At 60.5% G+C, this 17,822-nt stretch carries 18 protein-coding genes and 1 tRNA gene; 15 read left to right on the top strand and 4 right to left on the bottom strand.

Features of this window, described 5'->3' with window-relative positions:
* Nucleotide 1: 1 nt before the first annotated feature.
* The gene (locus AMK00_RS01380; protein ID WP_064809294.1) at nt 2-409 is read right to left on the bottom strand and encodes a BA14K family protein; all 408 of its coding nucleotides are present in this window, start codon (nt 407-409) and stop codon (nt 2-4) included.
* 168 nt (nt 410-577) lie between these two features.
* On the opposite strand from AMK00_RS01380, the gene AMK00_RS01375 reads away from it, so the two are divergent.
* Nucleotides 578-662, top strand: a tRNA-Leu gene (locus AMK00_RS01375).
* A 129-nt stretch (nt 663-791) separates the two neighbouring features.
* On the opposite strand, the gene AMK00_RS01370 is transcribed toward AMK00_RS01375, so the two are convergent.
* On the bottom strand, nt 792-1,082 hold the full coding sequence (locus AMK00_RS01370) for a DUF982 domain-containing protein (RefSeq protein ID WP_064800326.1): 291 nt from the start codon (nt 1,080-1,082) through the stop codon (nt 792-794).
* A gap of 310 nt (nt 1,083-1,392) precedes the next feature.
* Between AMK00_RS01370 and AMK00_RS01365 the strand changes: the two genes are divergently transcribed.
* The 14 genes from AMK00_RS01365 to AMK00_RS01300 all read left to right on the top strand — a co-directional run bounded on the left by AMK00_RS01365 (nt 1,393) and on the right by AMK00_RS01300 (nt 15,646).
* A complete protein-coding gene (locus AMK00_RS01365) occupies nt 1,393-2,847 on the top strand; it encodes an AMP-binding protein (RefSeq protein ID WP_082240255.1) in 1,455 nt (484 codons plus the stop codon).
* Nucleotides 2,844-3,932 carry a LuxE/PaaK family acyltransferase gene (locus AMK00_RS01360; protein WP_064809292.1) on the top strand — a complete coding sequence of 363 codons (1,089 nt, stop codon included), beginning with the start codon at nt 2,844-2,846 and terminating at the stop codon, nt 3,930-3,932. Before AMK00_RS01365 ends, AMK00_RS01360 begins: the two co-directional genes overlap by 4 nt.
* Nucleotides 3,916-5,124: an acyl-CoA reductase gene (locus AMK00_RS01355; protein ID WP_064809291.1), complete on the top strand. Its 1,209-nt coding sequence runs from the start codon at nt 3,916-3,918 to the stop codon at nt 5,122-5,124. Before AMK00_RS01360 ends, AMK00_RS01355 begins: the two co-directional genes overlap by 17 nt.
* Nucleotides 5,125-5,215: 91 nt before the next feature.
* Entirely contained in the window at nt 5,216-5,464 is a 249-nt protein-coding gene (locus AMK00_RS01350; RefSeq protein WP_064800322.1) for an acyl carrier protein, read from the top strand.
* Nucleotides 5,461-5,940 (top strand): 3-hydroxyacyl-ACP dehydratase FabZ family protein, encoded by a 480-nt coding sequence (locus AMK00_RS01345; protein WP_064809290.1) that lies wholly within the window; start codon nt 5,461-5,463, stop codon nt 5,938-5,940. The genes AMK00_RS01350 and AMK00_RS01345 overlap by 4 nt, the downstream gene beginning before the upstream one ends.
* A 12-nt stretch (nt 5,941-5,952) precedes the next feature.
* Complete coding sequence (locus AMK00_RS01340) at nt 5,953-7,734, top strand: thiamine pyrophosphate-binding protein (RefSeq protein ID WP_064809289.1); 1,782 nt, start codon at nt 5,953-5,955, stop codon at nt 7,732-7,734.
* An 11-nt stretch (nt 7,735-7,745) separates the two neighbouring features.
* Complete coding sequence (locus tag AMK00_RS01335; RefSeq protein WP_064809288.1) at nt 7,746-8,777, top strand: N-acetylneuraminate synthase family protein; 1,032 nt, start codon at nt 7,746-7,748, stop codon at nt 8,775-8,777.
* Nucleotides 8,778-8,792: 15 nt separating this feature from the next.
* Nucleotides 8,793-9,431, top strand: coding sequence for a GNAT family N-acetyltransferase (locus tag AMK00_RS01330; RefSeq protein ID WP_064800318.1), 639 nt, complete (start codon nt 8,793-8,795; stop codon nt 9,429-9,431).
* Nucleotides 9,432-9,581: 150 nt separating this feature from the next.
* A complete protein-coding gene (gene rfbF, locus AMK00_RS01325; RefSeq protein ID WP_064800317.1) occupies nt 9,582-10,355 on the top strand; it encodes a glucose-1-phosphate cytidylyltransferase in 774 nt (257 codons plus the stop codon).
* Nucleotides 10,346-11,410, top strand: a complete 1,065-nt coding sequence (gene rfbG / locus AMK00_RS01320; RefSeq protein ID WP_064800316.1) for a CDP-glucose 4,6-dehydratase — start codon at nt 10,346-10,348, stop codon at nt 11,408-11,410. The genes rfbF and rfbG overlap by 10 nt, the downstream gene beginning before the upstream one ends.
* The gene (locus tag AMK00_RS01315; protein WP_064800315.1) at nt 11,407-12,642 is read left to right on the top strand and encodes a class I SAM-dependent methyltransferase; all 1,236 of its coding nucleotides are present in this window, start codon (nt 11,407-11,409) and stop codon (nt 12,640-12,642) included. The genes rfbG and AMK00_RS01315 overlap by 4 nt, the downstream gene beginning before the upstream one ends.
* Nucleotides 12,639-13,181, top strand: coding sequence for a dTDP-4-dehydrorhamnose 3,5-epimerase family protein (locus tag AMK00_RS01310; RefSeq protein ID WP_064800314.1), 543 nt, complete (start codon nt 12,639-12,641; stop codon nt 13,179-13,181). Before AMK00_RS01315 ends, AMK00_RS01310 begins: the two co-directional genes overlap by 4 nt.
* Nucleotides 13,178-14,416, top strand: a complete 1,239-nt coding sequence (locus tag AMK00_RS01305; protein WP_064809287.1) for a glycosyltransferase family 2 protein — start codon at nt 13,178-13,180, stop codon at nt 14,414-14,416. Before AMK00_RS01310 ends, AMK00_RS01305 begins: the two co-directional genes overlap by 4 nt.
* Nucleotides 14,417-14,497: 81 nt before the next feature.
* On the top strand, nt 14,498-15,646 hold the full coding sequence (locus tag AMK00_RS01300; RefSeq protein WP_064809286.1) for a DegT/DnrJ/EryC1/StrS family aminotransferase: 1,149 nt from the start codon (nt 14,498-14,500) through the stop codon (nt 15,644-15,646).
* 7 nt (nt 15,647-15,653) lie between these two features.
* Here AMK00_RS01300 and AMK00_RS01295 read toward each other — a convergent pair whose 3' ends face one another.
* Together AMK00_RS01295 and AMK00_RS01290 are read right to left on the bottom strand one after the other, a co-directional pair.
* Nucleotides 15,654-15,986, bottom strand: a complete 333-nt coding sequence (locus tag AMK00_RS01295) for a hypothetical protein (protein WP_064800311.1) — start codon at nt 15,984-15,986, stop codon at nt 15,654-15,656.
* 59 nt (nt 15,987-16,045) lie between these two features.
* Nucleotides 16,046-17,692 (bottom strand): GumC family protein, encoded by a 1,647-nt coding sequence (locus AMK00_RS01290; RefSeq protein ID WP_064809285.1) that lies wholly within the window; start codon nt 17,690-17,692, stop codon nt 16,046-16,048.
* Between the last annotated feature and the right edge of the window lie 130 nt (nt 17,693-17,822).

The raw sequence follows: 17,822 nt of genomic DNA, 5'->3' as shown, positions 1-17,822 counted from the left end.
CTCAGCGATAGGGCGAGCGGCAGACTCTGTAGACGCCTTCATAGGTGAGGAAGTGATCCGTCCGCGGATTATAGGAACGGTATTCATTGGTGCACCAGGCGATGTGCTTGTTCATATCCCGTGCCGGCTGCACCTGGCGCACCGGCGGCGGGTCATAGGTCAGCTGCGGCCGCCCCGCCGCGCCCGGCAGATAATAGGTCGGCCCCGCGCCGCGCGGACGGTAATTCGGCTGGACATAGACCGGGCGATGCCATTGCTGCGGCCCAAAACCGAAGCAGCCGCGAAAATCGCAGAGCGTCGATCCCGTGTTGACCGGCCCGAGACCCGGCTTCGGCGAATCAGCGCCGGCCACGACAGGCGCGAAAACGGCAAAAAGGCCGGCGAGCAGAAGCGTGCGGGCAGCGGGCATGAGGCGTTCCTTTCGAGACCCCCTCTATATAGGGCGCCCGGAGCGAACCGCTATGTCTCCCCTCCAGCCGCTCCCTCGCATGTGATCGGCTGTTTTTTGCAGACTGTCAGGAAAACTTCAAAAACCCAGTTGACAGTCACGAGCCACCCCCTTACATCGCTCTCCGTCGCCCAGATGGCGGAATTGGTAGACGCGCAGGTTTCAGGTACCTGTGCCGCGAGGCGTGGAGGTTCGAGTCCTCTTCTGGGCACCATTTCCTTTTGATCGCTGCCAAGATCAAATATTCGAACCTTTCCAAAAATTACGCACTTGGCTCTGTTGACAGAGGCCGTTGACGTGCTTGCCTGGATACCGCTCCGTGAACGGCGCAGGTTGAAGCCGGTCACGCCGCCATGTGGGATGTCGTCTTCCCGCTTTCCGATACGACCGACAAAGCTGTAATGCCGGCTTCTCTGGCGGCGCGAAGAAGCAATTCCCTCAATTCCTCCATCCCGGCCTCTCCCGCGACCGCATCGTCGCAAGCCTTCACAGCCGCGACATATTCCTCTCCATCGTCGAACGGCCAATCAATTATCAGAACTTCGGCTGCGTCTCGGAGCGTCTTGACGATCCTTCGCCGACCGCCAAGAAAGAGGACAAGAGGTGCAAAATTCGGTGATGCGTTCCATTGCATGACACTTTCTCCCAAAGGTTAGAATATTAGTAATGATGCAAGAAGCATGCCGGGGAGCGGAAGGCGCTCCTGGAAGTTCTGAGCCATTTTCGCGAGATCGCCGGCGGGTCTCGCACTCACCGCCTTTGGCATCGCGGCCGGGACATATTAAGCTGAAAGGACATCAACTGATTCGACCGTTCCAGAATCGTTGACCCCATCTCTTCTATGACCGCCGAGATCAGCGGTCTTCATGAGGAGGCCTGGCGATGGATGTCAGCGCATTGCAAATGTGTGAAACACGCTAATAGCAATTCCAGGCCAAGTCTCGATGGTAGCACCCATTGCAAATTCCACCCGGCTGATGGACGCCGTCTCCTCTCAAATCGATCACATTCTGTTCGAATGTGACGACGGAACCAGCATTTCAAGTTCGAGCCTGCTGGAATTCAGCGCGCAGCGCGCATTTCGACAGACGCCCCGGCGGCTGGTCTTCTGCATGTGCGAGAACGACCCGGGCGGTTTGCTGGGCTATCTCAGCCTACTCAAACTCGATGCCGTTCCGCTGATGCTGAGCGCTAGCCTGGCGGCGGCGCAATTTGAGAAGCTGGTGTCGGCCTATCGTCCGGGTTTTGCATGGCTGCCGGACCACCGAGCCGGTGAATTCGGCGACGGGCATGTGCTGCTCTCTCACATGGGATATAGTCTCGTCGCCGCCGCGGCAGATGAAGCTTATCCGATCGACGATTCGTTGGCGCTGCTGCTCAGCACCTCGGGAAGCACGGGAACGCCGAAGTTCGTGCGGCTTTCGCACGACAATATCCTCGCCAATGCCGAGGCCATCAGCACCTATCTGGGCTTGACCGGCGAGGAGCGGCCGATCACGACGCTGCCGCCGAGCTATTCCTACGGCCTTTCAATCATCCACAGCCATCTTCTGGCGGGAGCCACGATCGCGCTGACCAACAAGACCTTCTTCGATCGGGCATTTTGGGACTTTCTGAAATCGTCGAAGGCGACGAGTTTCGGCGGCGTGCCCTATCATTACGAAATGCTGAAGAAACTGCGCTTTCCATCCATGGATCTTCCGAGCCTCAGGAGCCTGACGCAGGCGGGCGCGCGGATGGAGCCCGAACTGACGCGCGACTTCGCCGAGCTTTGCGCCAACAAGGGTATCCGCTATTTCAGCATGTACGGGCAGACCGAAGCCACCGCGCGGATGTCCTATCTCTCTCCCGACAGGGCGATCGAGAAGGCCGGCAGCATCGGCCGGCCGATCCCGGGCGGCGCTTTTTGGCTCGAGGACGAGCACGGGCAGAAGATCGAGGGCAACGACGCAGCGGGCGAGCTCGTATATTACGGCCGGAACGTCTCGATGGGCTATGCGGAGGGCTATCGGGATCTGGCGCTCGGCGACGAGCGAGGCGGCGTTCTGCGCACAGGCGATATCGCCCGCCGGGACGCCGAAGGCGATTATTACATCGTCGGGCGCCTGAAGCGTTTCCTCAAAATGTTCGGCCATCGCATTAATCTGCAGGATGTCGAGGCGCAATTGCTGGCGGCCGGTCACACCGTCGTCTGTGCTGGCCAGGACGATCAGCTGGAAATTTACCTCCCTCAAGGCTCCGGCGAGGCCGGTAAGCTCATCAAGGCCAAACTCATTTCGGATCTGAAGATCAGCCCGAAAGCGATCAGCGTCTATGCGATTGCCGAGCTGCCGCGGAATGATTCCGGCAAGATCCAATATAATCAACTGAAATCATCTGCCGGGGATAGCCTCGCATGAGCGTTTTTGATCCCTCCCAATGGCTCGATCGCGAGCCCTATTCGATGAAAGCCGCGGAAAAATCGGGGGCGCTGACTGAAGTCATGCGCAATCTGACCGAATGGCATCGCGACCATTGCGCCGAATATAGCGGCATTCTCGACCTCGTCAGCGATAGGGCGGCAGCGGTGGACGGATTGGAGGACGTGCCGTTTATTCCGGTTCGGCTGTTCAAGGAATTGGATCTGTTGAGCATCGAGAGAGGTCAGGTGTTCAAGACGATGACCTCATCCGGCACCAGCGGCCAGCAGGTGTCGCGCATCTACCTCGACAAGGAAACCGCGGCGCTGCAAAGCAAGATCCTCGCCCGGCTGATGGCGGAAGTACTCGGCAAGAAGCGGCTGCCGATGCTGGTCATCGATTCACCGAGCGTGCTGCGCAACCGCAACGCCTTCTCGGCGCGGGGTGCCGGCATTCTCGGCTTTTCCTTCTTCGGGCAGGACGTCACCTATGCCCTCGACGACGAAATGAACCTGGACATACCGGCCATCGAGGCCTTTCTTGAGCGGCACCCGGACCAGCCGATCTTCCTGTTCGGCTTCACCTTCATGATCTGGCAGCATTTCTATGCGCCGCTGAAGGCGATGGGTAGACGTCTGCCGATCGACGGGGGCATCCTGCTGCATGGCGGGGGCTGGAAAAAGCTGCAGGATCAGGCGGTCGGCAATGTTGAATTCCGGGCGGCGATGACCGAATGCGCCGGGATCAGGCGCGTCGTCAATTATTACGGCATGGTCGAGCAGACGGGATCAATCTTCCTGGAATGCGAAGAGGGGCATCTGCATGCGCCGATTTATGCCGATGTCATTATCCGCGATCCGAAGGATTTTCGGACGCTCGAAGTCGGAAAGACCGGGCTGATCGAAGTCATGTCGCTGATACCGCGCAGTTATCCCGGGCACGCGCTGCTGACCGAGGATATCGGCCGGATCGACGGCGAAGACGACTGCCCCTGCGGGCGGCATGGCAAGTATTTCTCGGTGGCCGGACGCGTCGCCAAGGCCGAGGTCAGAGGCTGCAGCGACACCTATGAAGCAAATTCCTGAACTGCCCGTCACCCTTCGCGTCGGCGGCGCGCTCAACACGCTGGAATGCAAGCCGCTGGCGCCCTACTCCACTCAGGCGATGGAATTTATGGCGGCCCTTTCGAAGGCGTTGCTCGCGCTGCCGGCAGCGCGACAGTATCCCGATATCGCCGCCTTCGGCTATTGGTGCCGAGCCGCGAACCTTGCCAAACTCGCGCGCGAATTCGGCACGCAATATCCCCGTATCGGCCGAGGCCTCGTGCTTCACATCGCGCCGGCCAACGTCCCGGTCAACTTCGCCTTTTCCTTCGCCTTCGGGCTGCTGGCCGGCAATGCCAACATCGTTCGTATTCCTGAACGGGATTTTCCGCAGGTCGAGATCATCTGCGACGAGATCGCCAGGCTGTTCGCCCTGCCAGTGCACAGCCGGCTGGCCGCAATGAACCGGCTGATAAAATATCCGCGCGATGACGAGATCACCGGCGCTTTGTCGGTTCATTGCCAGGCGCGGATGCTCTGGGGGGGCGATTCGACGATCGCTCATCTGCGCAAGCTTCCCGCCCATCCGCGCAGCGTCGATATCGCCTTCGCCGACCGTTATTCCTTCTGCCTGATGCAGGCCGAGGCCGTGCTCAGGGCCGACGAGCGGGCGATCGCGGAACTCGCGAGGGGTTTCTTCAACGATGTCTTCCTTCTTGACCAGAATGCCTGCTCGTCTCCGCATCTGGTGATTTGGCAAGGCGATGAAGAGCAGGCCGCAAAGGCGCAGGACCGGTTCTGGCCGACAATGGCGTCGTATCTCCAGCAGCGTTACGAGATCGCGCCGATCCATGCCGTCGACAAGTTCGTCAATCTTTGCCGGACAGCAGACAGGCTGCCGCAGGCAAGCGGGAGCACGCGGCACGACAATCTGATCTACCGCGTCAGCCTGGATGCCCTGCCCTCCGATATCGAGCGGCATCGCGGCCAATACGGCTTCTTCTACGAATATGTGACCGCAGATCTCGGCTGCCTCGCCGGGATCGTCGGCGAACGTTACCAGACGCTGACCAGCTTCGGCATCGACCGGGACGCACTGGTCCGTTTCATCATCGATGAAGGGCTGACGGGCATCGACCGGGTGGTGCCGGTCGGCAGAGCGCTCGATATGGGCGCCATCTGGGACGGCTACAATCTCGTCCAGGAGCTTTCGCGGATCGTCAGTACAGCCTAGCGCAAGGACGGCGGCGCATTGTCGGTGTTCATGTTCAGGCGCAGCTGCTGCGATTCGGACCGCTTTTGACATCGAGTGAGGACATCAGATTATGAGCAACCGTGAGAAATATCAGGCCGCTTTTGCGGAAACCTTCATGCTGGACGCCAAGGACCTGCCTAACCTGAAATATCAGGAAGCCGCGGCCTGGGACAGCGTCGGGCATATGGCGCTCATGGCCGCGCTGGAGGAAGCGTTCGGTATCGAAATGGACATCGACGACATCATCGAATTCTCCAGCTACGAAGCCGGACAGGAGATCCTGGCAAAGTACAATGTGAGCATCGAGAAGGCCGCATGAGCGACGCAACGAACGCCGTCGCTTTCGATATCAACGGCATTATCAGCCATCAGAGAAATCGCTATCCTGTTCTGCTGATCGATCGCGTCACAGCGGTCGATCCCGGCAGGAGCGCCTCGGCGGTGAAGTGCTTTACCTATAATGAATGGTTCTTCCCCGGCCATTTCGATGATGAGCCGAATGTGCCGGGTTTCATCCAGATCGAATCGCTGACGCAGACCTTCATCATGACCTTCCTCTGTATGGAGGAATACAAGGGCATGAAGACCAATTTCGTTTCGCTCAACAATGTGAAGTTCAAGCGCAAGATCGTTCCGGGCGACGTCTTGGAGATCGATGCAGTCCTCGCCTCCTTCAAGCGCGGAATTGCAATCGGCTCGGTCAGCAGCGCGGTGAGAGGCGAACCTGCCTGCAGCGGCGATTTCATCGTGGCCGTGCCCGACATCCTGGATCGCTTCAAGCCGAAAACCCCATGAGATAGACGATCGATGAGAGTTGCCGACTATATAATGCAGCGTCTCGCTGAGGCCGGGATCGGACACGTATTCCTGGTCACCGGACGTGGCGCCTTGTTCCTGACCGACGCGCTGGCCAAACATGCTGAGCTGCAGGGCATATCGGTCCATCACGAACAGTCTGCTTCTTTCGCGGCTGCCGCCTACGCCCATCAGACCGGCGGGCTGGGCGCGTGCCTCGTCTCCACCGGCTGCGCCTCGACCAACGCGATCACGGGCGTGCTGTCGGCCTGGCAGGACGGCATTCCCTGCATTTTCATCTCCGGCCAGAATACGCTGAAAGAAACCAGCCGCTATACCGGCATTCCGCTGCGCACCTACGGCCAGCAGGAAGCCGACATCATCTCGATCGTTCAACCGATTACCAAATATGCGAAAATGATCACCTCGGCCGAAGAGATCGTCGAAGCCATGGACACGGCGCTGACGCTCGCTAATACCGGCCGGAAAGGCCCTGTCTGGATCGATGTGCCGCTGGACTTGCAGAGCGCCCAGATCGATCCCGAAACGATCGCGCGGGCAAGTCAGGCGCCGGTGCTGCCCATAGCAACGCAGCAAGATATGGATGCTGTCGTCGCGGCGTTGTCGGCGGCCAAACGCCCCGTCGTGCTGATCGGCAATGGCCTGCGTTCCAGCGGTGCGGCGGACGCTTTTCGGCAGTTCGTGGAGCGCTGGAACGTCCCGGTGACCTTCGCCGCCTCGGCTCCGGACGCCTATGGCAGCGCCAATGCCAGGTCAATCGGCTCCGTCGGTTCGATGGGATGTTCGCGCGCCGGAAATTTCGCGGTGCAGAATGCCGATCTGCTGCTCGTCCTCGGCTGCCGGCTGACCTCGCTGACGACGGGACCGGACTTCTGCAAATTCGCCCGGGCGGCAAAGATCGTCGTCGTCGACATCGATCAGGTCGAGCACAGCAAGGAAACCGTGCAAATCGACCGATTCGTGCATGCGGAGCTCGCCAACTTCCTCGAACGGATCAATGCAGCCGACTGCGAGCCGGCGAATGCCGCCTGGATGGCCAAGTGTCAGCACTGGAAGGCAATCTTCTCAGGCCCCGAGCCCGACTTCAGGCACGCGGAGCGCGTCGACCTCTATGAATTGGCCGAATGCCTGACCGAGCTGATGCCGCCGTCCTCGACACTGGTCACCGATTCCGGATTGAACGAGGTGATCCTGCCGACCAACATCCAGTTTTCCGACGGCATGACCGCTGTTCATCCGGCCATGCAAGGGGCGATGGGCTTTGCCCTGCCGGCGGCGATCGGCGCCTATTATGCAAAGCCGCAGCCTGTCATCGCCGTCATCGGTGACGGTTCGATCATGATGAACCTGCAGGAATTCGAGACGATCCGCTACCGCAACCTGCCGGTCAAGGTCATCGTCATCAACAACAACGTCTATTCGATCATCCGCAGACGCCAGCAGGAGCTGTTCCGGAAGCGCGTGATCGGTGTCGATCCCGCCAACGGCGTGAGCGCGCCCGATTTCTCCAAAGTCGCCGCCTGCTTCGAGCTCGATTACATCAGGATCGACGCCCCGGATCAGCTGCGGAGCGGTCTTGAGGATCTTCTCAGCCGGGATGGACCGGTTCTCTGCGAGATCATGGGCCGCGAAGATCAGGAATATATCGAGCTGGGGCAGACACGGAGCGCGATCGACCGGCGTTTCGTACGCCGTCCACTCGAAGATCAGGCCCCCTTCCTCGACCGCGATCTATTCCTTTCGGAAATGGTCATCGAACCCATCGACCAATAGGCAAACTCATCATGGCAACTGTCACACTTCGCAACGGCCGGCTGATCGGTGATTATCTCGCGCCCTACGTTATCGCCGAGCTGAATACGAGCCATTTCGGCGAGGTGGCCACGGCGCGAACCATGATCGCTCAGGCGAAAGAGGCCGGCTGCGATTGCGTGAAATTTCAATCGTGGAGCACGGAGTCTCTTTATTCCGCCGGTTATTACCGCGAGAACGCAATCGCGAAGCGCATCGTCAACAAGTTCTCACTTGCGGATGCGAAGCTTGAAGAGCTCGCGGCCTACTGCCGGGAGATTGGCATCGACTTCGCCTCAACGCCCTATTCGCGTTACGAAGCCGAGTTCCTGGTGAAGGTCTGCGAGGTTCCCTTCATCAAAATCGCCTCGATGGAGCTGAACAATCTGCCTTATCTCCGCCATCTCGGCAGTCTCGGTGCTCCGCTGGTGCTCTCGACCGGCATGGGTTCGCTGGAGGAAATCATCCGCGCAGTCGAGGCCATCGAAGAGACCGGCAATCGGCAGATCATCATCCTGCACTGCACCTCGGTCTATCCGGCGCCGCCGGAGACCATCCGCCTTCAGAATATCCTCGGCCTGCGCAGCGAATTCCCGGCCTATCCGATCGGATATTCCGACCACAGCACGGGTATCGAGATCCCGGCCGCGTCGATCGCGCTCGGCGCATGCGTCATCGAAAAACACTTCACGCTCGACAGTTCGCGCATCGGCATGGACAACCAGATGGCGACGGAGCCCGAGGAAATGAAGGCGATGATCTCAGCCTGCCATAAGGTGCATACGGCGCTCGGCGGCACGGGACGGATCCTCGATCCTTCCGAGCGAGACCAGATACCGAAGATGCGGCGGAGCATCACCACTGCACGCGCCTTGAAGGCGGGCAGCGTCATCGGAGCAGACGATCTCGATGCGAAGCGGCCGGGGACGGGCATTGCGCCGACCGAAATCGGTACCGTCGTCGGCAAGCGGCTGAAAGTCGACATCGATGCCGACGAGATCATCCTTCCGGAACATTTCGAGTAACTGGATAGTCAGCCAATGACCCCGATACAGCAATATATCCACGATATCGTGCAGGAGAAAATTTCGGCGGTCATCGATCTCGTCGACGAGAGCGGCACTCCGATCGGAAGACTCGTTCCATTGACTGTCAGCCATCTCGACGACGAAGTCATCCTCGGTAAGCTGACCGACTGGCGTAACGCCAATATGAATTTCTTCCTGACGCATTTCACCGCGACCATCGAGCGGACGAGAAGCTGGCTTGCCAACGTCGTTTTCAAGAACCCGACGCAGCTGATGTTCCTGATCTATTCGTCCGACCAGCTGATCGGCCATTTCGGCTTCAAGGACCTGACGGAAAAGGACGTGCTGCTCGACAACGCCATGCGCGGCGAGCGCGGCGGCCATCCGAAATTGCTCCAGGCCGCCGGCCGCGCGCTGATCGACTGGCTGTTCGAAAAGACCAATGTCAAAACGGTCTATGGATATGTGCTGACGACAAATGCGGCAGCGATCATGCTTAACCGGGCGATGGGCTTTGGCCTCTGGGACAAATATCCGCTCAACAAGTCCGTGACGAATGGCGAGGCTCGCTGGGACATGGGACCAAAAGGCGGAAACAGCGACGACAATTCATACTGCTATCGCGTCGAGGTCGTCCGAAGCGGCGCCTGATGCGATCCCCAGGCACTACGGTAAGCCTCGCACAAGAACGAAATCGGATACCGGAACAGGATGAAATGCGGGCTTTTCCGCCTGTTGAAAGCCCGGCGCGTCGCAGGACGGGCGGGCGGACTTGATTAGATACTCTGGAGTTCGCTTGGGATGAAAGTCGTAATTCTCGCCGGTGGCCTTGGCTCTCGTCTTGCCGAGGAAACCAGTATCCGCCCCAAGCCTCTGGTCGAAGTCGGCGGCATGCCGATCCTCTGGCACATCATGAACATCTATGCCCATCACGGGCTCAATGATTTCATCATCTGCGCCGGCTACAAGGGCTACATGATCAAGGAATACTTCGTAAACCTTGTTCTCCATCACAGCGACGTCACCGTCGATCTCGCCTCCAACAGCATCGATTATCACGGCGGCAAGCGTCCGAACTGGCGCGTCACCGTCGTCGATACCGGCGTGCATTCGATGACCGGTGGCCGTATCGGCCGCGTACGCGACTATCTCAACCCCGGCGAACCCTTCTGCATGACCTATGGCGACGGCGTCGGCGACATCGACATCGCCTCTGAAGTCGCCTTCCATCGCAGTCATGGCTTAAAGGCGACGATGTGCGCAGTCTCCCCTCCCGGCCGCTACGGCGCCACAAACATCGAAGGAAAGTTCATCACCTCCTTCGTGGAGAAACCGAAAGGCGACGGCCAGCGTATCAATGGCGGATTTTTCGTGCTCGACCCCTCGGTGGTCGATCTCATTCCGAGTGATGACACGATTTGGGAAGCAGGGCCGCTGGAATGGCTCGCCGCCAACAACCAACTCGCCGCCTTCAAACATGACGGCTTCTGGCAGCCGATGGATACGCTTCGAGAGCGCAACCATCTGGAAGAACTCTGGAACACCGGAAAGGCGCCGTGGAAGCTATGGGCCTGACCAACTTCTGGAAAGGACGGCGGGTCTTTCTGACCGGACATACTGGCTTCAAGGGATCCTGGCTCTCCCTGTGGCTGGAACGGCTCGGCGCCGCGATGACTGCGGTGTCTCTGGCGCCCGAGACCGGACCGTCGCTCTATCGGAAGCTCGCCCCCTGGGACGATCGCCGCCACCATATCGTCGATATCCGCGATGCCGCGGCACTTCTCGCCATCTTCAAAGGTTTCGAGCCAGAGATCGTCATTCATATGGCTGCGCAGGCGCTGGTGCGGCGCTCCTATGAGAACCCGGCCGAAACCTTCTCGACCAACGTGATGGGAACGGCAAATATCCTTGACGCGATCCGGCATACGCCATCCGTCAAGACGGTGCTGGTCATCACTTCGGACAAGGTCTACGCCAATAACGGCAGCGGCATACCTTTCGTCGAAACAGATACGCTCGGCGGCAAGGATCCCTATAGCAATTCCAAGGCCTGCACAGAACTCGTCTGCCAGAGCTATCGCGATAGTTTCTTCAAGGGACGCGATCTCAGACTCGCGACCGTGCGCGCCGGCAATGTCATCGGCGGCGGCGACTGGTCCCGGGACCGGTTGATCCCGGACTTCATCCGGGCCTTCGAGGGCGGCGAGCCGATCATGCTGCGTTATCCCGAGGCGATCCGCCCCTGGCAGCATGTGCTGGAGCCGCTCGGCGGCTATCTCGGCTTTGCCGAGGTGCTAACGGAGGAGCGCGGCAAGAATCTGCCGGACGCGCTGAATTTCGGTCCGAATCCGGAAAGCTTCGCCACGGTTTCCGAACTCGCAGAAGCGCTCGGGCGCGCGCATGACGTCGAAAATGTATGGCGGCTTGCGCCGGGCGAACATCTGCCTGAAGCGCCGGCGCTGACGCTGAGTTCGGCCCTTGCGTTCGACACCATCGGCTGGCGCCCGCGCCTCAGCCTGCAACAGACCATCGACTGGACTGCCGCCTGGTACAAGGCCAACCGCGAAGGCGAAGACATGCGCGCCTTCTCGCTCGGCCAGATCGCGGCATATGAGGAAGCAGTATCATGACAGCGCATAATTGCCGGTTTTGCGACGCTCCGTTGAAGCATCGTTTCGTCGATCTCGGCTCGACGCCGCTCGCCAATGCCTACCTGACGGAAGAGCAGCTCAACCAGCCGGAACCGTCCTATCCGCTGCGCGCCTTCGTCTGCTCCGAATGCTGGCTGGTGCAGGCCGATGCCTTTGTTCCGCCGGAAGATATCTTCAGCCACTACGCCTATTTTTCCTCCTACAGCGACAGCTGGGTGGAGCATGCGCGCCGGTTCACCATCATGGTGCGGGAGCGCTTCGGCCTCGGTCCGACCTCGCAGGTCATCGAGGTGGCAAGCAATGACGGTTATCTCCTGAAGCATTTTGTCGAGGCCGCCGTGCCGGTGCTCGGCATCGAACCGGCCGAAAACGTAGCCGAAGTCGCCCGCGCCATCGGCGTGCCGACGGAGGCGCGCTTCTTCGGCAAGGCGACGGCCGCCGATCTCGTTTCGCGCGGGCATGCCGCTGATATCGTCATCGGCAATAATGTGCTTGCCCATGTGCCTGACATCAACGACTTCGTCGGCGGGCTTTCGGCCGTGCTGAAGCCCGACGGCGTCGTCAGCGTCGAATTTCCGCATCTGCTGCGGCTGATGGAGAGCATCCAGTTCGACACCGTGTACCACGAGCATTTCTATTATCTTTCTCTGCTCGCCGTCGAAAAGGTCTTTGCCGCCCATGGCCTGAAGGTCTTCGACGTCGAGGAACTGCCGACTCATGGCGGCAGCCTGCGCATCCTCGCCTGCCGCACGACCTCGACGGCCCACGCCACCGGTCCTGCCCTTACCAAGGTACGGGCCGACGAAAAGGCCGCCGGCTTCAACAGGACCGAAACCTACGAAGCCTTCCAGAGCCGTGTCGCACCGATCAAGCAAGGCCTGCTCGCCTTCCTCAACGAAGCCAAGCGGAACGGCAAGAGTGTGGCCGCCTATGGCGCGGCCGCCAAGGGCAATACGCTTTTGAACTTCTGTGGCGTCGGCACCGACCTCATCGACTATGTCGTCGATCGCAATCCGCACAAGCAGGGCCACTACCTGCCGGGCAGCAAGCTGCCGATCTATGCGCCGGAGAAGATGGAAGAAACCCGGCCCGACTACGTGCTGATCCTGCCCTGGAACATCAAGAATGAGGTGGTTTCCGGCAACAGAAAGGTCGCCGCCTGGGGCGGACGTTTTGCCGTCGCCGTGCCTGAATTGACGGTGCTCGGATGAGGTTTTCGCCAACCGCGGTTGCAGGAGCCTTCGTCGTCGACGTCGAGGAACGCGCCGACAACCGCGGGGTGTTTGCGCGAACCTTCTGTGCGGAAAGCTTTGCCGCCCACCGGCTCGCCTCGGTCTATCCGCAGTGCAACGTCTCGCAGAATCACAAGCGCGGAACGCTGCGCGGTATGCACTACCAGGCCGATCCGAAACCGGAGTCAAAGCTCGTCAGGGCAATACGCGGTCGGGTCTTCGACGTGGCGCTCGACCTTCGTCCGGCATCCGAGACCTACCTCAAATGGGCCGCGGTCGAACTCGACGGCGAAAAGCGCAACGCCTTCTACATTCCGGCGGGCTGCGCCCACGGGTTCCTCACTCTCGAGGACAATTGCGAACTCTTTTACCAGATGTCCGAAGTCTACGTTGCCGAACTCGCGAGGGGTGTGCGGTACGACGACCCTGAATTCGGCATCGCCTGGCCATTCGCGCCAGTCATCATCAGTGAGCGCGACGCCGCGCTCGAAAGCTATGTCAGGGGGACACTCACTTGAGCGGCATCAAACTCAGCATCTGCATTCCGACCTATAATCGCGAACCTTTCCTTCGCCATTGCCTGACCTATTGCGAAAACGACTACAAGTTCGATTTCCCCTTCGAGATCGTCATCTGCGACAACGCCTCCACCGACGGCACACAGCAGGTGGTCGAGGAATTCATCGCCCGCGGTCTGCCGATCCGCTACTTCCGCCGTGACGAGAATGCCGGCGGCGGACCGAACTTTGCCAGCGCCTTCCGCCTCGGCAAGGGCGAATATCTCATCTATCTCGCCGACGACGACATACTGATCCCCGACGCCGTGGCCGAAACCGTCGAATATCTCGACCGGAACCCGGACGTGACCGCCGTTCAGGCGCCATGGTTCCTTTATGACGAGGTCAACAAGACCGATCTCGGGCAGTTCTTCAATCTTGAATCCGACGTGAAGTTTCAGCGGGGCGGTTTCACCGAAGTCTTCCAGTTCATCTACGAACGCCACATCTTTCCCGAGATCGCGGTCTACCGCGCCTCCGCACTTCGCTCGGCCTGGGTTCCCCGGGAATTCTGTTTCTACCCGTTCTCGTTCCTCGCCCATTTCCTCGACCAGGGCGCCGTCAGCTTCCTCAAGCGGCCATTCTACCGCTCGGTCTCCAACACGGTGATCGAACGCGACCGGCCGCAAGCGGGCACCGACGAGGTGATGACGAGCTGGGACCGCTACCGCGCGGGCCTCGAATATTTCCTCTTTACCGGAGCCAAGCGTGGCGCGATCCACCTCACGGCGGAGACGCGGCTTCAATATGAAGAAAAGTGCAAGATCTTCACGCTCAACCGCATGGCTGTCGCCTTCCGCTTCTGGGCGATGCGCAAGAACTTCCTCAAAGCGTATGAACTCTACGTCCGGATCGTCTGGGGCGGCATTATCGATCACCCCGAGATCCGGCCCTTCCGCGACCGCCTGCCGCTGATGGTCGTGATCCAGACACTCGTCGGCGAAGTGAACGGCGCGATCGGCGTCAACGCACTGCTGCTCGCAGGTTTCACGGAAACGCCCGCTCTAGAGGCACTGATGCGCGAACTCGGCCTCAAGCCGCGCGTGAAAGTGACGACGGAAATCGGTGCCGATCCGATCGAGACGACGGCGGTCTTCGTCGCCGACGGCAGCGACCGAGACTATTTTGTCTCGCTCGGCTACCTGCCTGGCATCGTCCTGCACGAACACGACCTCGCCCGGCATGTGATCATGTAAGCCTCAAGTCACGTGAGCCCCGGGGCGAGTTTCAGGCGCCAAATTTATCCGATCTCCATTTCACTCAGAAGAAGCAGCGGCATGAGCAACAGGATCTTCTACACCAAGCCATCCATCACCCAGCTCGAAACGGACTACGCGACGGACGCCGCCGCCACCGGCTGGGGCGCGCGCTGCTACGATTATCTCAACCGCTTCGAGCACGACTTCAAAACCTATCTCGGCAGCGGCTTTGCAATCGCCACGTCGAGCTGCACCGGCGCCATGCATATGGGGCTTGCAGCGCTCGGCGTCGGCGCCGGCGACGAAGTGATCCTTGCCGATACGAACTGGGTCGCGACCGTCTCGCCGATCGTTCATCTCGGTGCCACACCTGTCTTCGTCGATGTGCTTGCCGACACCTGGTGCATCGATCCTGAGCAGGTCGAGCGCCATATTACGCCGAAGACCAAGGCGATCATCGCGACACATCTCTACGGCAACCTTTGCGACATGGATGCGCTGCTGCAGATCAGCAAACGCACCGGCATTCCCGTCATCGAAGACGCCGCCGAAGCGATCGGCTCCGTCTGGCACGGCCGCCGTGCCGGCTCGATGGGCGCCTTCGGTACCTTCTCCTTCCACGGCACCAAGACGCTGACGACGGGCGAAGGCGGCATGTTCGTCACCAATGACGCCGCCCTTTACGAGCGCGTGCTGACGCTCAGCAATCATGGACGCGCCCGCGGCCAGACGAAGCAATTCTGGCCGGATGCGATCGGCTTCAAATACAAGATGTCGAATATTCAGGCGGCCATCGGCTGCGCCCAGCTCGAGCGTATCGATGAACTCGTCAATCGCAAGCGCGAAATTCTGGCTTCCTATATGATCCGGCTTTCGACCCTGCCCGGCATCACAATGAACCCGGAATATACCGGCACGATCAACGGCGCTTGGATGCCAACAGCAGTCTTCCATCCCTCGACCGGCATCACCCGCGAGATGCTGCAGCAGGCTTTTGATGCGGCGAATACCGACGCACGCGTCTTCTTCTATCCGCTCTCCAGCCTCGCGATGTTCGAGGACCGACCGGAAAACCTCAACGCCTGGAGCATTCCAGGACGGGCGATCAACCTGCCGAGCTATCATGACATGAGCGAGGCCGATATCGAGCGAGTGGCGGCAACGCTGGTCAGTCTCGCCTCGACTCGAATGTATCACAACAGCATGACATTGCGGCAGCAGGCCTGAAAAGGCCTTACCGCACCGGCTGATAGTGGCCGCGGAGCGGAACCTTTTCGCCCATGGTCACGAAGCCGTCGCGGTCGCAGACGTACATCAGCGTCGGCATGCCGCCAGAGCGGAAGATTTCGTCATAGCGACGGCGGATCTGGACGGTCTCGGTGCGGCAGTTATAGGATTCCTCTTCCTTCTTGTCCGGCTGCGCCTTGACGCCGGGAAGGCCCTTATAGGGATAGAGGGGTTGAACAGTCGAATCCACGGATTTCGTCCAGTCGACAGCGAAGGCTGACGCCGGGGCGAGGCTGGACAGGGCGCCGAGCGATATCAGAAGCATCATCAACAGCCGCATGGGAATTCTCCTGCGGCGACAAACCGCTTCTCCTGCATGTAGGAAACCGACGGCCCGCATCAAGCCGCCGCGGCGGGGGATTTCCTGAAATAGCCTCTGATGACGGAGTGGCCGAAGAGACCGGCGAGGATGGCAAAGGCGGCACCCAGGAAGAACCCGGCGAGGAAGCCGCCGATGATGCCGGCGACCATCAGGATCTTCTTCCCCGGACCATCGGCCTTGACCGGCGGTTCGGCCGGAGAGATGACGCGGATGTTGCTCTGGCTGAGGTTCTGCTCCTCGCTCGTCTGGCTCGAGCGCTTGAGCACCGTTTCGTAGATATCGCGCGCCGCCGTCGCCTTGCGCTGCAATTCGTTCAGCTCCACCTGCTTGTCCGAGGTCGTCGCCTGCAGCGCCTTCTGAACGGCGAGTTCCTTGGCGACGCTGTCCTCGGCAGCCTTGGCCTGCTCGTATTCGCCCTTTGCCGAGGTGGCGAGGCGCTGCAATTCGCCCCTAATTTCGCCTGCTATGCTCTGCAGCGAGGAGCGCGCCGCCTGCAGGCGCGGATGACGCGTGCCCATCTCGCTTTCGAGGCTGCCGACGGCGGCGGCCTGGGCGGCATATTGCTGACGCAAGCTGACGAGCGGCGAGGTGACGCTGCCCTCCGCCTGGTTGCCGGCAACGATGTCCTCGACGCGCAGATTGGCGACGGCATCGGCGCGGGCCTTCGCCTGGATGGTCTTTTCCTGCGCCGTCACCAAGAGCGTGTTCAGCGAGACGAGGCGCTGGTCGGAGATCAGGTTGCCTTCGGTCGCGGCCATGTCGTTGTCGGCCCGAAAGGTTTCGACCGCCTGCTCGGCCTCCAGCACCTTCTGACGCAGGTCGGCAAGGCGTCCGTCAAGCGTCGAAGAGGTGTTTTCGTAGAGGCCGTTCGAAGCGCTGTTTTCCTCCTCGGTAAAGGAGGTAACCACCTGGTTGGCAAGCTTCGCGGATTTCTCGGGGTCATTCGTCGTCGCGGCGAGCGAAACAACATAGGTGCCGGTCTGGCGGGTGATGACAAGCGCTTTCTGCAGGGCGCCGATCACGGCCGCGCCATCCGTCCTGCCGCCGTTAAATTCCGGATCCTGGTCGAGCTTCATCGCCTCAACGACGCGGCGCAGCACATTGCCCGAGGTCAGGATCTGCACCTGGCTGTCGATCAGGGCCGAGATCATTTCCGGCGATGGGCCTGAAGATTGCGCGCCCGCCTCGGCAAGGCCGATCTGACGCGGATCGAAATAAAGGCTGCTGACGGCAGTGAATTTCTGGCCGATCAGCGGCGCCACCACGCCGCCCCCGACGGCTCCAAAAAGGGCCAGCACAAACACCACCAGTCGGCGGCTCCAGATCGCCGCGATGCTGGAGCGGAGGTCGAGAAGCGGGGCGGCGGGCGCGGATGTGCTCTGCTGCGGCACATTGGCCGCAGGCGGTTCTGGGGCCGCAGGCGGTTCTGGGGCCGCGGGCGGCTCGACGGCAGCGGCCGGCGGCGGCTCGGATCGACGGATTTCTGCAACCCGTGCCGACGGCGGCACGAAAGGCGGTGGGGCGGGTTGGGGCTCGGGACGGGCGAAATCATCCGGACGAACGACGGGACTGCGCGGGCGCACGCCTTCCGGTGCAGTCGGAGACGGCTCGTAACTCCGCCAGCCGGGCAGCCGGCTTACCCTGTTCCTGTCATACTGACTCATACGCGCACTCGTGTCCCGCCCAGCGTGAAAGACTGAAGCCAAGGTGCGGAGACTTTAGAAATTCTTAGCTAACGGACCGTTAAGATAGGTGCAGCGAAGTCGATGTTGCGATTTTGCCGTGATTGCGAGG

It is taken from the genome of Rhizobium sp. N621 (genome assembly GCF_001664325.1).
Taxonomy (GTDB): Bacteria; Pseudomonadota; Alphaproteobacteria; order Rhizobiales; family Rhizobiaceae; genus Rhizobium; species Rhizobium esperanzae.
The sequence above is the reverse complement of the archived record's forward strand: the minus strand, read 5'-3'. Positions and strand labels throughout refer to the sequence as shown.

Bases quoted from the DNA above. Each gene is read 5' to 3' on its own strand.
- AMK00_RS01380 (WP_064809294.1), bottom strand. From the start codon at position 409: ATGCCCGCTGCCCGCACGCTTCTGCTCGCCGGCCTTTTTGCCGTTTTC.
- AMK00_RS01370 (WP_064800326.1), bottom strand. From the start codon at position 1,082: ATGCAATGGAACGCATCACCGAATTTTGCACCTCTTGTCCTCTTTCTT.
- AMK00_RS01365 (WP_082240255.1), top strand. From the start codon at position 1,393: ATGGTAGCACCCATTGCAAATTCCACCCGGCTGATGGACGCCGTCTCC.
- AMK00_RS01360 (WP_064809292.1), top strand. From the start codon at position 2,844: ATGAGCGTTTTTGATCCCTCCCAATGGCTCGATCGCGAGCCCTATTCG.
- AMK00_RS01355 (WP_064809291.1), top strand. From the start codon at position 3,916: ATGAAGCAAATTCCTGAACTGCCCGTCACCCTTCGCGTCGGCGGCGCG.
- AMK00_RS01350 (WP_064800322.1), top strand. From the start codon at position 5,216: ATGAGCAACCGTGAGAAATATCAGGCCGCTTTTGCGGAAACCTTCATG.
- AMK00_RS01345 (WP_064809290.1), top strand. From the start codon at position 5,461: ATGAGCGACGCAACGAACGCCGTCGCTTTCGATATCAACGGCATTATC.
- AMK00_RS01340 (WP_064809289.1), top strand. From the start codon at position 5,953: ATGAGAGTTGCCGACTATATAATGCAGCGTCTCGCTGAGGCCGGGATC.
- AMK00_RS01335 (WP_064809288.1), top strand. From the start codon at position 7,746: ATGGCAACTGTCACACTTCGCAACGGCCGGCTGATCGGTGATTATCTC.
- AMK00_RS01330 (WP_064800318.1), top strand. From the start codon at position 8,793: ATGACCCCGATACAGCAATATATCCACGATATCGTGCAGGAGAAAATT.
- rfbF (WP_064800317.1), top strand. From the start codon at position 9,582: ATGAAAGTCGTAATTCTCGCCGGTGGCCTTGGCTCTCGTCTTGCCGAG.
- rfbG (WP_064800316.1), top strand. From the start codon at position 10,346: ATGGGCCTGACCAACTTCTGGAAAGGACGGCGGGTCTTTCTGACCGGA.
- AMK00_RS01315 (WP_064800315.1), top strand. From the start codon at position 11,407: ATGACAGCGCATAATTGCCGGTTTTGCGACGCTCCGTTGAAGCATCGT.
- AMK00_RS01310 (WP_064800314.1), top strand. From the start codon at position 12,639: ATGAGGTTTTCGCCAACCGCGGTTGCAGGAGCCTTCGTCGTCGACGTC.
- AMK00_RS01300 (WP_064809286.1), top strand. From the start codon at position 14,498: ATGAGCAACAGGATCTTCTACACCAAGCCATCCATCACCCAGCTCGAA.
- AMK00_RS01295 (WP_064800311.1), bottom strand. From the start codon at position 15,986: ATGCGGCTGTTGATGATGCTTCTGATATCGCTCGGCGCCCTGTCCAGC.
- AMK00_RS01290 (WP_064809285.1), bottom strand. From the start codon at position 17,692: ATGAGTCAGTATGACAGGAACAGGGTAAGCCGGCTGCCCGGCTGGCGG.